General features: G+C 70.8%; 11 protein-coding genes, 1 tRNA gene and 1 pseudogene. 7 read left to right on the forward strand and 6 right to left on the reverse strand.

Features of this window, described 5'->3' with window-relative positions:
- The first annotated feature begins 32 nt into the window (after window positions 1-32).
- Entirely contained in the window at window positions 33-1211 is a 1179-nt protein-coding gene (locus tag ACFHNC_RS14895; RefSeq protein ID WP_437170013.1) for a pyridoxal-phosphate-dependent aminotransferase family protein, read from the forward strand.
- A gap of 44 nt (window positions 1212-1255) precedes the next feature.
- Window positions 1256-1654 carry a GNAT family N-acetyltransferase gene (locus tag ACFHNC_RS14900; RefSeq protein WP_437170014.1) on the forward strand — a complete coding sequence of 133 codons (399 nt, stop codon included), beginning with the start codon at window positions 1256-1258 and terminating at the stop codon, window positions 1652-1654.
- On the opposite strand, the gene ACFHNC_RS14905 is transcribed toward ACFHNC_RS14900, so the two are convergent.
- From ACFHNC_RS14905 to ACFHNC_RS14915, 3 genes are read right to left on the reverse strand one after another with little or no spacing between them, the layout of a single operon-like run.
- Window positions 1627-2886 carry a 3-phosphoshikimate 1-carboxyvinyltransferase gene (locus ACFHNC_RS14905; RefSeq protein WP_437170015.1) on the reverse strand — a complete coding sequence of 420 codons (1260 nt, stop codon included), beginning with the start codon at window positions 2884-2886 and terminating at the stop codon, window positions 1627-1629. The genes ACFHNC_RS14900 and ACFHNC_RS14905 overlap by 28 nt on opposite strands.
- Before the next feature lie 2 nt (window positions 2887-2888).
- The gene (locus ACFHNC_RS14910) at window positions 2889-4232 is read right to left on the reverse strand and encodes a glutamate--cysteine ligase (RefSeq protein ID WP_437170016.1); all 1344 of its coding nucleotides are present in this window, start codon (window positions 4230-4232) and stop codon (window positions 2889-2891) included.
- Window positions 4233-4281: 49 nt separating this feature from the next.
- On the reverse strand, window positions 4282-5001 hold the full coding sequence (locus tag ACFHNC_RS14915) for a 16S rRNA (uracil(1498)-N(3))-methyltransferase (protein WP_437170017.1): 720 nt from the start codon (window positions 4999-5001) through the stop codon (window positions 4282-4284).
- Window positions 5002-5030: 29 nt separating this feature from the next.
- On the opposite strand from ACFHNC_RS14915, the gene ubiA reads away from it, so the two are divergent.
- The 3 genes from ubiA to ACFHNC_RS14930 are packed head-to-tail and all read left to right on the forward strand — an operon-like array spanning window position 5031 to window position 7029.
- Window positions 5031-5930: a 4-hydroxybenzoate octaprenyltransferase gene (ubiA, locus tag ACFHNC_RS14920; RefSeq protein WP_437170018.1), complete on the forward strand. Its 900-nt coding sequence runs from the start codon at window positions 5031-5033 to the stop codon at window positions 5928-5930.
- The gene (locus tag ACFHNC_RS14925; protein ID WP_437170019.1) at window positions 5927-6595 is read left to right on the forward strand and encodes a class I SAM-dependent methyltransferase; all 669 of its coding nucleotides are present in this window, start codon (window positions 5927-5929) and stop codon (window positions 6593-6595) included. Before ubiA ends, ACFHNC_RS14925 begins: the two co-directional genes overlap by 4 nt.
- Window positions 6596-6618: 23 nt before the next feature.
- Window positions 6619-7029, forward strand: coding sequence for a type IV secretion protein Rhs (locus tag ACFHNC_RS14930; protein ID WP_437170020.1), 411 nt, complete (start codon window positions 6619-6621; stop codon window positions 7027-7029).
- Here the strand turns inward: ACFHNC_RS14930 and ACFHNC_RS14935 are convergent, their stop codons facing one another.
- Window positions 7030-8286 carry a hypothetical protein gene (locus tag ACFHNC_RS14935; protein ID WP_437170021.1) on the reverse strand — a complete coding sequence of 419 codons (1257 nt, stop codon included), beginning with the start codon at window positions 8284-8286 and terminating at the stop codon, window positions 7030-7032.
- Window positions 8287-8355: 69 nt separating this feature from the next.
- Here ACFHNC_RS14935 and ACFHNC_RS14940 point away from each other — a divergent pair, with 69 nt between their 5' ends.
- Window positions 8356-9126, forward strand: coding sequence for a creatininase family protein (locus tag ACFHNC_RS14940; protein ID WP_437170022.1), 771 nt, complete (start codon window positions 8356-8358; stop codon window positions 9124-9126).
- Between the two features lies 1 nt (window position 9127).
- On the opposite strand, the gene ACFHNC_RS14945 is transcribed toward ACFHNC_RS14940, so the two are convergent.
- Complete coding sequence (locus ACFHNC_RS14945; protein WP_437170023.1) at window positions 9128-10789, reverse strand: M10 family metallopeptidase; 1662 nt, start codon at window positions 10787-10789, stop codon at window positions 9128-9130.
- A 334-nt stretch (window positions 10790-11123) separates the two neighbouring features.
- Between ACFHNC_RS14945 and ACFHNC_RS14950 the strand changes: the two genes are divergently transcribed.
- Window positions 11124-11198 (forward strand) — tRNA-Gln (locus tag ACFHNC_RS14950).
- Between the two features lie 264 nt (window positions 11199-11462).
- Here the strand turns inward: ACFHNC_RS14950 and ACFHNC_RS14955 are convergent.
- Window positions 11463-11766, reverse strand: a pseudogene (locus tag ACFHNC_RS14955) (hypothetical protein); the annotation flags it as partial.

An 11766-nucleotide genomic window follows, 5' to 3' on the forward strand; every position in this document is an offset into this window, starting at 1 on the left:
ATGCGGGGGTCACCCCCGGGGAGACAGGCAAGATGACACCGCGCGGCCGCCACTTCTTCGCCAATCCAGGCCCGACCAACATCCCGGACAGCATCCTGCAGGCGGTCAGCCACCATACGGTGGATTTCAACGGCCCGGATTTCCTCGAGGTCTATGATGCCTGCCTCGCCGGGCTGAAGCGCGTGCTGCGGACGGAACAGCACCTGTTCATGTACACCGGCACCGGCCATGCGGCGTGGGAAGCCACGCTAGTCAACCTGCTCTCGCCCGGCGACCGCATCCTGGTGATCGAGACCGGGCATTTCTCCGAAGCCTGGGGCCGCATGGCGTCCGATCTCGGCATCGAGGTCCAGGTGCTGGCCGCCGATTGGCGCCGCGGCGTGGATTATGCGGACCTCGCCGACGCGCTCGCGGCCGATACCGGCCACGCCATCAAGGCCGTCTGCGCCGTGCACAACGAGACCTCCACCGGCATGACGCTCGACCTGCCGCGCATCCGCGCCACGCTGGATGAGGCGAAGCACCCGGCGCTGCTGCTGGCGGACATCATTTCCTCCCTCGGCTCCATCGAGTTCCGCTTCGACGATTGGGGCATCGATGCCGCGGTGGGCGGCAGCCAGAAGGGGCTGATGCTGCCGGTGGGGTTTTCCTTCAGCGGCGTGTCGGACAAGGCGATGGCAGCCCACAAGGCCAGCACCTTCCCGAAGCACTATTTCAACTGGACGACGATGCTGACGCGCCGCCACCGCAGCTTCATCGGCACCGTGCCGATCGCGCTGATCTACGGGCTGCGGGAGGCGCTGCGCCTGATCGAGCAGGAGGAAGGCCTCGACAACGTCCTGGCCCGCCATGCGCGCCTGGCGGAAGCGACGCGCCGCTGCGTGCGGCACTGGGCTGGCAACAATGGGCCGCAGCTTTTCTGCCTGTCGCCGGAACGCGTCTCGGATTCCGTCACCTCCGTGCTGATGCCGGACGGCCATGATGCGGAGGCGCTGCGGCGCCGCGTCGGCACGCTGAACGTGGCGCTGGGCACCGGCCTGTCGCGGCTGAACGGCAAGGTTTTCCGAGTTGGTCATCTGGGCGATCTGAACGAGCCGATGCTGCTCGGCACGCTGGCCTCCACCGAAATCGGCCTGCGCCTGCAAGGCGTGCCGCATGCGGGCGGCGGGGTGGAGGCGGCGATCGCCTATCTGGCGGAGACGGCGCCCTGATCCGTCGGGCCACCCCGGCGGAAGCGCAAGCCCTCGCCGCGCTGGTGGAGCGCGCCTATGCGCCCTGGGTGCCGGTGACCGGCGCCCGGCCGCTGCCGATGGATGACGACTACGCCGCCCGCTGCGAGGCCGGCCAGGCCTTCGTGCTGGTCCAGGACGAATCCATCGCCGGGCTGATCGTGCTGATGGATTTCCCGGACCATCTCTGGATCGACAATGTCGCGGTGGAGCCGGCCCTGAAGGGCCAGGGCCTCGGCCGGATGCTGATGGACTTCGCCGAGGCCGAAGCCCGGCGCCGCGCCCTGCCGGAACTGCGGCTGCTGACCAATGCGCGGATGGCGGCGAACATCGCCCTCTACACCCGCCTCGGCTTCACCGAGACGGAGCGGCGGGAGGAGAAGGGCCGCGCCCGGGTCTATATGGCGAAGCCGCTTTCCGGCTGAAGCGCCACGCCCAGGCTCGCCAGGTCACGCCAGTAATCCGGATAGGTCTTGGCGACGCAGCCCGGGTCCAGGATGGTGACGCCCGGCACCCGCAACCCCACCAGCGCCAGGCTCATGGCGATGCGGTGGTCGGCATAGGTCTCGATTCGCGCCGGGCGGAATGCGTCGCGCGGCTGCGGTGTCACCACCAGATCGTCGCCCTCCTCCACCGCCAGGCCGGGGGCGAGGCGCGACAATTCGGCCGCCATCGCCGCCACGCGGTCGCATTCCTTCACCCGCAGATTGGCAATGCCGGTGAAACGCACGGGCGTCGCGTTGAAGGCGGCCAGCGCCGCCAGGGTTGGCACCGCATCCTGCATCTGGGAGCCTTCGATCTCCGCCGGCATCTGCGGAAAGGCGCGGATCAGCGCGTGCGCCTTGGCATCCGGCTGGGTGAAATCCGCCGCCGCGATGCCGAGGTCGATGGCGCCCCCCGTCAGCACCTCCGCCGCCCAAAGATAGGTCGCGGCGGAGGCATCCGGCTCCACATGCAGATCGGCCGCCTGATAGCCGCCAGGCTGCACCACCCAGGCCGCCGCGCCCTCCTGCGCCACCACCGCGCCGAAGCGGCGCGTGGCGGCGACCGTCAGGTCGATATAGCCGCGCGCACCGATCGCATCGCCCGCCAGCGAAACCCGCACCGCCCGCGCGCCGCAGGGCGCCAGCATCAGCAGGGCCGAGACGTATTGGCTGGACAGCCCGGCATCCACCGTCACCGAATCCCCGTCGAAGCCCCCCCTGCCCTGCACCGTCACCGGCGGGCAGCCCGTGGGCGCTTCCGCCGTCACGCCCAGCGAAGCCAGCGCGGCCACCAGCGGCGCGATCGGCCGCTTCTGCATATGGGCATCGCCGGTCAGCACCACCGGCCCATCCGCCAGCGCCGCGGCCGCGGTCAGGAAGCGGGTGGCAGTTCCGGCATTGCCGAGAAACAGCGGCGCCTCCGGTGCTCGCAGACGCCCGCTGCCCGTCACCACAAAGCTCGTGGCGTCCGGCTCCTCCACCCCCACCCCCATCGCCTGCAGGGCGTTCGCCATGTGCCGCGTATCGTCGCTTTTCAGCGCGCCCGTGATCCGGCTGGTGCCGCGCGCCAGCGCCGCCAGCAGCAGCGCCCGGTTGGTGATGGATTTCGATCCCGGCGGCGCGACGCGCCCCCGCAAGGGATGGCCCGGCGGGGTGATGGTCAGCGCCGCCATGCTCAGGCCTCGGCCTCGGCGAAGATGCGGGAGACGTCGCCGCCCCAGGCGGTGTCGTAGCGCTGCAACCAGCGCTGCGCCTGCGTCAGGCCGGAGTCCGCGATCTCGGAGAGCGGCGCCAGATATACCTCCTCCCCCAGCCCGCGCGCCCGCAGCCCTTCGCGGGAGATGGCCACCGCGTCCCGCGCGATGGCCTGCAAGGAGCGGCCGCGGATGGTCGCCGCCAGCGCCTGCTTCGGCACGGCGTTCCGCAGCAGCTTCATCTCCTCCACCGTCCAGCCGCGGATCAGGCCGGCCGCTGCCTTCTGGGCCGCATCGTCATACAGCAGCCCGGTCCAGAAGGCCGGCTTGGCCATCAGCATCGCCGGGCTGCCGGCATCGGCGCCGCGCATTTCCAGGAACCGCTTGAGGCGTACATCGGTGAAGACGGTGGTCACATGATCGGCCCAGTCGCCCATCGTCGGCTCATGCCCGGCCAGCTTCTCCGCCCGTCCCTCCAGGAAGGCGCGGAAGGACACGCCGGCGGCGTCGATGTACTGGCCATCGCGCATGATGAAATACATCGGCACGTCCAGCACGAACTGGACGAATCGCTCGAAGCCGAAGCCCTGCTCGAACACCACGGCCGGGATGCCGGTGCGGTCCGGGTCGGTATCCGTCCAGACCCGCCCGCGCAGCGTCAGCAGGCCGGAAGGCCGGCCCTCGATGAAGGGCGAATTGGCGAACAGCGCGGTGGCCAGCGGCTGCAGCGCCAGGCTGACGCGCAGCTTCTCCACCATGTCGGCCTCGTCGCCGAAATCTAGGTTCACCTGCACCGTGCAGGTGCGCAGCATCATGTCGAGGCCCATGCCGCCCACCATCGGCATGTAGCGCCGCATGATCGCGTAGCGCCCCTTCGGCATCCAGGGCATCTCCTCCCGCGTCGCCAGCGGGTGGAAGCCGAGCGGGGCGAAGCCAAGGCCCAGCGGCCCGGCCACCTCATGCACCTCCCGCAAATGGTCGCCGAGTTCCACCCGGGTCGCGTGCAGGTCTTCCATCGGCGCGCCGGAGAGCTCGAACTGCCCGCCCGGCTCCAGGCTGACGGAGCCGCCATCCCGCTTCAGGCCGATGACGTTGCCCGCATCAAGGATTGGCTCCCAGCCTTTGCCCTGAAGCCCCTCCAGCATCGCCTTGATGCCGCCCGGCTCATACGGCGGTGCTGCGAAGCCAGCCCGGGCAAAGCCGAACTTCTCGTGCTCCGTGCCGATCCGCCAGGCCGCCTTCGGCTTGCTGCCTTGCGCGAACCACTCGGCCAACTGGCGCGTGGAGGTGATCGGCGTCAGGTCGGCCTCGCCGGGATTGGACATGCGGTGCGTTCTCTTCCTGGCGTCCAGCCGGGGCGGGTGCCCCGTCCGATCAGGCCCAATCGCCCAGCAGCGCCTGAAGCGCCGCGAGGCCGGCCACGGCCGCGGTCTCGGCCCGGAGGATCCGGGGCCCGAGCGCGGCGGGCACTACAAAGGGCCGCCGGCGCAGGTCGTCAAGCTCCGGCCCCATGAAGCCTCCCTCGGGGCCCACCAGCAAGGCCAGGGGCGCACCCGGCGGCAGCGCCAGGGCGCGGGCCGGGGCCGCCACGCTGCGCTCCATCGCCACCACCAGCGGTGCCCCATCCCACGCGTCCAGCACGCGGTGCAGCGGCGCGGCCTCCGCGACCTCGGGCACTGAAAGCCGCTCGCATTGCTCGGCGGCGCCGCGGGCGATGGCGGACAGGCGGGTGGCATTGGCGCGCTCCGCCACGGTGCGGCGGGTCAGAACGGGCTGGACCAGCGTGGCGCCCAGCTCCGTCGCCTTCTCCACCACCCAATCCATCGCATCCCGCTTCAGGGCGGCGACCAGCAGGCGGCATTCCGGCTCCAGCGCCGGGGGGCGGGCCTGGGCGGCCACCACGAATCGGGCGCGGTCCTTGCGGATCACCTCGATGCGCGCCTCCCATTCCCCGTCGCGCGGGTTGAACAGGCGCACGGGGTCGCCCGGGCCGCGGCGCAGCACCGTGCCGATGTGATGCGCCTGGCCGGGCGCGGCCTCCACCACCAGCCCTTCGGCCAGGGTGTCGTCGAGATACAGGCGGGGGATGGACATCCGGAACCTCCGCGGACAGGTATAGAGCCATGACCGGCTGGACCGATATCCGTGCCACCGGCTGGGTGGCCCGCCTGCCGCCCGGCTGGCGGCCCTATGCGCTGCTCGGCCGGTTCGACCGGCCGATCGGCGCATGGCTGCTGCTGCTGCCGGGCTTCTGGGCTTTTGCGATCGCGGCGCCGGGTTGGGCGGAAGGGCTGCGGCTGGCGCTGCTGTTCACGCTGGGCGCCTTCGCCATGCGGGCGGCGGGCTGCGTGGTGAATGATCTGTGGGACCGGGACCTGGACCGGCAGGTGGAACGCACGCGGGACCGGCCGCTGGCCGCTGGCACCGTCACGCCGTTGCAGGCGCTGGTCTTCCTGGCGGCGCTGTGCCTGGTCGGGCTGCTGGTGCTGGTGCAGTTGCCGCTGGCGGCGATTTATGTCGGCCTCGGCTCGCTGGTGCTGATCGCGCTGTATCCGCTGGCCAAAAGGGTGACGGATTGGCCGCAGGCGGTGCTCGGCCTGGTGTTCTCCTGGGCAGCGCCCACCGGCTATGCGGCGGCGACCGGCGGGCTGGGCTGGCCCGCGCTGGCGCTGTGGGCTGCCGGATTTTTCTGGATTCTGGGTTACGACACGATCTACGCGCATCAGGACCGCGAGGATGATGCCGCGATTGGTGTCCGCAGCTCCGCGTTGCGGCTGGGCGCCGGTACGGCGCGGTTCCTGGCCTTCTGCTACGCGGCGGTGCTGGTGCTGCTGGTGGCGGCGGGGCTGCTGGCCGGCCTGTCCTGGCCCTTCCTACCCGCGCTGCTGCTGCCCGCGGCGCTGCTGGCCTGGCAGGTCCGCACCCTGGATATCGACGACCCGGCCCGCTGCCTGATGCTGTTCAAGTCGAACCGCGAGGTCGGCTTCGCCATCGCCCTGGCCTTCCTGGCCGGCCGGCTGTGAGCGCGGCGGAGGATTTCATCCTCGCCCACACCGCGATCGAGCGCCCTTCCCTGGTGCCGGAGCTACGCCTGTACCTGGCGACCGAGATCACCCCGATCTGGCAGGCCACCGAGACCTGGCTGGCGCAGGAAGGCATCGAGCCGCCCTTCTGGGCCTTCGCCTGGCCCGGCGGCCAGGCTCTGGCGCGCACCGTGCTGGACCAGCCGGCGCTGGTGGCGGGCAAGCGCGTGCTGGATTTCGCCGCCGGCTGCGGCATCGGCGCCATCGCCGCCGCGCTGGCCGGCGCCGCGCTGGTAGAAGCCGCCGAGATCGACCCGCTCGCGCTGGCTGCCACCCGTCTCAACGCCGTGCTGAACGGCGTGGTGGTGGAAACGCCGGAGGGTGATGTGGTCGGCAGCCCTTGTCGCTGGGACCTGATCCTGGCCGGCGATGTCTGCTACGAGGCGCCGATGACCGCCCACATCCTGCCCTGGCTGCGCGCCATGGCGGGCGCCGGCGCCGAGGTCTGGATCGCCGATCCCGGCCGCGCCTATCTGCCGGTGGCCGGCATGGCGCTGCTTTCCACCCATCTGGTGCCGACGACGCGGGAGCTGGAGGACCGGGACACCCGCCAGGTCACTATCCACCGCCTGCTGCCCGATGTCGTCGCCCTCACCTCGCCTTAAGTCTGCGCTGTCATACTGCCCTCATGCGCACCATCCTGATCCTGCTGACCCTTCTGCTCGCGCTGCCGGCGGCGGCGCAGACGCAGCGCCAATATGACAGCCAGGGCCGCTCCACCGGCCGGGCGGAAATGCGCGGCGATACCACCCGCTTCTACGACAGCCAGGGCCGCAGCCTCGGCCGCAGCGAGACGCGCGGCGGCGTGACGCGACACTACGATGCCCAGGGCCGATCCAGCGGCCGCAGCGAGGATCGCGGCGGCACGCAGCGGCATTATGACTCCCAGGGTCGCTCCACCGGCCGCAGCGAATACCGCGACACCACGCGGCGGGACTATGACGCCAGCGGCCGCAGCCAGGGCCGCGCGGAACAGCGCGGCGATACCACACGCTTCTACGACAGCCAGGGCCGCAGCACCGGACGGGTGCAGAAGTAGCTACCGCGTCGCGGCTTCCAGGAAATCCAGCAGCGCGCCCAGCTCCTCCGCATTGCCCACGGTCTGGATCGGCATGCGGGTGCCTGGCGTCACCACATCCGGCCCGCGGGTGAACAGATCGCCCACCGTCTCCCGCGTCCAGGTGATGTCGCCGCGCGCGAGGCGCTCGGAATAGCTGTAGCCCGGCAGCGCGCCCATACGGCGGCCGAAGATGCCGTGCAGATGCGGTCCGGCCATCGGTGGCGCCGCCGCATCCAGCGCATGACAGGCGGCGCAGGCACGAAAGACGCGGGCGCCCTGCGGGTGCAGGCCGGCGGGAATGTCGTCGGTCGCCGGACCTTCCACCGGCCCCATCGGCCGACCCGTCGCGGCATTCCAGCGCCGCACCCGGCGATCCGTGCCGCCGGTCCACAGGCTGGCCCCATCCGCGGACCAAGCCACGGACCACACCGGCAGCCCCGGCCCTTCCAGGGTATGGCGCAGCCGCAGCGACGCCACCTCCCACACCGTCACGCTGCCGCCGAGGCCAGCCGCCGCGATCTGCGCGCCGTCCGGCGATGCGGCGAGTGCCACGATCGGCCGCGCGCCCGCCTGCACCGCCCGCATTCCGCCATCCGGCCCGACCAGGCGCAGCTCCCCCTCCGCCCCGCCCACCGCCAGCACGCCGCCGGGCAGCGCCACCAGGGCGTTCAGGGGCAGGCCGAATTCGGCGAGCGTCAGCGGCGCCTCCCCCTCCGGCCAGGCCCGCAGTGTGCCGTCGAAGCCGGCAGTTGCCACCAGCCCATCGCTGCGGAAGGCCACGGCGTTCACCTGGCCCTGATGCCCCTCCAGCACCCGCACCGGCGCGCCGCCGGAAAGGTCCCAGACCCGCGCCGTACCGTCCCAGGATGCCGAGGCCAGCAACCCGCCCGCCGCCGCCAGCCCCGCCACCGGCCCACCATGCCCGGTCAGCACCCGCAGCGGCGCCGGCCCAGGATTCGGTGGCCACAGCGCCACCTTGCCATCCTCTCCGCTGCTGGCCAGCATCCCGCCGGGCAGCGCGGCCAGCGCATTCACCGCGCCCTGATGCCAGCGCAGCACGGCCCGCGCCTGCTGCCCGCCAGGCGCCCACAGGATGATCGCCTGGTCGAACCCGGCCGAGGCCACCCCGCCATCCGGCGCCACCGCAAGCGCCCGCACCGGGCCGCCGTGCACCGCCTCCTGCCCGGTGGCGGGGGCGGAAAGCAGCAAGGCGAGGAGGATTGGCAGAATGCGCATGCCCTACAGGATGGCGCCTCCGCGCCACTGGTCTAGCCTGTGCCCGCAACCAGACGGGACAATGCGGGCATGACGAGCGATATTGCCGAAGACGTGTTCTGGGCGCGGCTGACCGCCGCCGAGATTCAGGCGCGCGCGACGCCGGAGACGGTGGTGCTGATCCCCGTCGCCTCCACCGAGCAGCACGGCCCGCATCTGGCCGTCGGTGTCGATACGGTGCTGGCCGGCGCGGTGGCGGAACGCACGGCGCGGCTGCTGCTGGCGGGCGGCACGCCGGCGCTGGTGACGCCCACCATCTGGTCGGGCCTGGCCGAGCACCACATGGCCTTCGGCGGCACCATGACGCTGGATCTGGCCACCTTCTCCGCCCTGGTCGGCGGCATCGCCCGCAGCGTGACGCGGCACGGCTTCCGGCGCATCGCGCTGGTGAACGGCCATGGCGGCAATACGGAGGCGATCGGCAGCGCCGCCATCGAGCTCACCCGCAGCCTAGGCGTGCCGGTGGTGGGGCTGACCTATTGGCTGGCCAATGTGGACACCTTCGGGGCCATCCTGGAAGACCAGCCCAACGTCATGCATGCCTGTGAGGCCGAGACCTCCATGATGATGGCGCTCGCCCCCGATTGCGTGCGGATGGACCGTATCGAGGCCGCCGTGCCGAAGCGCTTTGCGCTCCCCGCCCCGCCCGGCTTCAAGCGCAGCCGGCCCTTTGCCGAAATGACCGATACGGGCGTGATCGGCGACCCGCGCCGCGCCAGCGCGGAGAAGGGCGAACGCCTGCTGGCGGCGGCGGCGAAGCGCCTTTCGGAGGAACTCGCCCGGCCCGAAATGTGGGGCTGACTCACACGATGATATCGGCGGCGGAGAGCTGCATGCGGGTCAGCCCAGCGAGCAGCACCCCGTCGCCACCGCCGAGGTCGATCCGCAGCCCCTCCGCCTCCTGCGCCGCCAGCGCCAGCGTGGCGGCGGCGCTGTGGCCGAAGCCGAGCAAGGCGAGCTGGTCCTTGCCGCTGGTGAATTGCTCGATCCGGTCCATGCCGTCGCCCGGACGCAGCACGAAGATATCGGCGCCGGTGCCGCCCACCAGCGTGTCGTTGCCGCCCCGCCCCTCCAGGATGTTGCCGCCGCCACGGCCCTCCAGCCGGTTGGCCGCCGCATTGCCGAAGATCAGGTTGCCCAGCGCATTGCCGATTCCCGTCACGGCGCCGGCGCCGAGCACCAGCGCCTCCACCGCATCGGGCAGGGCCACGGTGGCGCTGGCGCCATGGATGGTATCCGTGCCCTCACCCGGCCGTTCCACCACCACGTCGCCCGGATGGTCCACGTAGAACAGGTCATGCCCGGTGCCGCCGATCATCGTATCGGCCCCGGCACCGCCGTTGAGAATATCGTCGCCGCCGAGCCCCAGCAGCAGATCCGCCCCGCCGCCGCCCTGCAGGTGGTTGATCGTGCCGTTGCCGGAGAGCGTGTCATTCCCCGCCCCGCCGATCGCGTTCTCGATGAGGGAGGCAGGGTTGTCGTCGAACAGCAGGGCGTTGAAGACATTGCCGCGGGCCAGCACCTCCTGCCCCACCCGCGTATCCAGCCGGGCGAGCTGGTTGCTGGCGGTGACGGACCATCCGCCGGGGGCGAGGTCCACCGAAGCGCCGGTGGCATAGTTCGACAGATCATAGGTATCGATGCCGCCACCATCCCAGATGGTCAGGAACACCCGGTTGGCGCCGGGCGCGCCCTGGCCGATGCCGTTGATCAGCGTCTCCCCCGTCAGGGGATTCCAGCTGTAGCGGGTGTTGCCGGCATGGGCGCCGTTATCGGCGCCGTACAAGTGCTGCAAGGCCGCGATGTCCAGCATCATCCAGCTCTGCGCATAGTCATTTGCGCCGTTGGTGTAGCCGGTGGTGGTGGTGGAGCCGGTATGGGAACGGTAGGACATCACGCTGAATTCCAGTGAATCCCATTCCCGCGGCATGGCGCCGAAGCCGTTCGACATTTCATGCGGGTGCTTGAGGCCCAGCGCATGGCCCAGCTCATGCACCGCCACCATGAAGCCGTAGCTGCCGAGCGTCGGGGTCAGGAAGGCGGTGCGGCTGCCGAACCAGACATCGCCGCCCTCCCGCCCATTCGGGTAATACGCCCAGGCGGTGCTGGGCACGGAGGACCGGGCGATGCGGATATCCGCGGTCCAATCCTCCAGCGCCTCATGCATCACCAGATTGGTGAAGCCGGTGACCGAGACGCCAGGGCTGCCCGGCCCGCCCGCGGCCTCACCCAGCAGGATCTTGCGGATCGCGTCCTGCATCATGCTGCTGACCTGGGCAAAGCCGCGGGTCGGCTCGCTGGTGCCGTACCAGGCCTCGTAGTCGCTGCCGCTGTCCGGGAAGGAGAAGGTCAGCGGGTCGCGCATGTCCCAGGCATAGCCGCTGAGCAGCCCATCCACCCCGGCATGGCCGGAGCTGGTGAACTGGAAACGCGCCGAGGCGTCCTGCGGTTGGTCGGCCCGCAAGGGTGCGCTTGCGGCCCCGAAGACGGGCGCCGCATCAGCAGACCGGCAGAGCCAGCACATGGCCAAGAATCCGGATCGTCCGGCGCCTGGGTCCGCGGCATCGCCCGGGGCCGCTTTTGCGGCCGAGGGGTTGCCCGGTGCCCGCCCTCCGCCTGTTGCGGGGCTGGTAAAGGGGGCCCGCGCCGGCAGACCCCCTGCCGGCATGGTGCCAGCGGGCGATGAACCCGCGGTGAATCCGGCGATCATTGTCGCGATGATTGTCGTCATTCGGGGGGGCGGTTGCAGCCGGGCGCCGGCTGCGCTACCCGATGCGCCGCGGCGCGGCACGCTGCATTGGGGCGTCGCCAAGCGGTAAGGCAGCGGTTTTTGGTACCGCCATTCCCAGGTTCGAATCCTGGCGCCCCAACCAGCCAGTTAGCCTGTCACAGCCATTTCTTGGTTTTCGAGACGATGGCCGCGAAAGCCCCGGGCTTCCGGCCTCATTCGCGGCGGACTTCCCTCGGTCGTACATGAGAGACGCCGATCAGGCGGTGTCCTGCGGCCAAAGGGCGCCCACGTCTCCCAAGGGCATTTTGGCAGTACGGATGGGGGTCCGGGAGCGGCGCTCGTGCTTGCCGTGAGGCAGCCAGCCGCTGACCTACCAGCGCGGGCGATGGTCGGCCGGCAGCCCGGCTCAGACGAAGCCGAGCGCCCGGCGCTGTTCCTGCCAGTCAGTCGGGATGCGGGTGTCCCGCATCAGCCGGGACGCTCTAAGATTGATCGGCTGGCGCCCATCGAGGATCGCCTCGACTATGTCCGGCGCCAGCGAGGCGAGACGGACCAACCGCGTTGCGTAGGATTGGGAAATTCCTTGTGCGGCCGCGAAGGCCGTCAAGCTCTGGGCGGTGCTCGACACTAGAGCGTGATTCTGTCTGAGTGAATCGCGTTGGTGATTCCGGCGCGGCGAGTTTTCTGATTCAAGCTGCTGGCTGGGCGGG

Origin of the sequence: Falsiroseomonas sp. E2-1-a4 (assembly GCF_051433165.1) — a bacterium.
In the GTDB taxonomy this organism is placed as follows: domain Bacteria; phylum Pseudomonadota; class Alphaproteobacteria; order Acetobacterales; family Acetobacteraceae; genus Falsiroseomonas.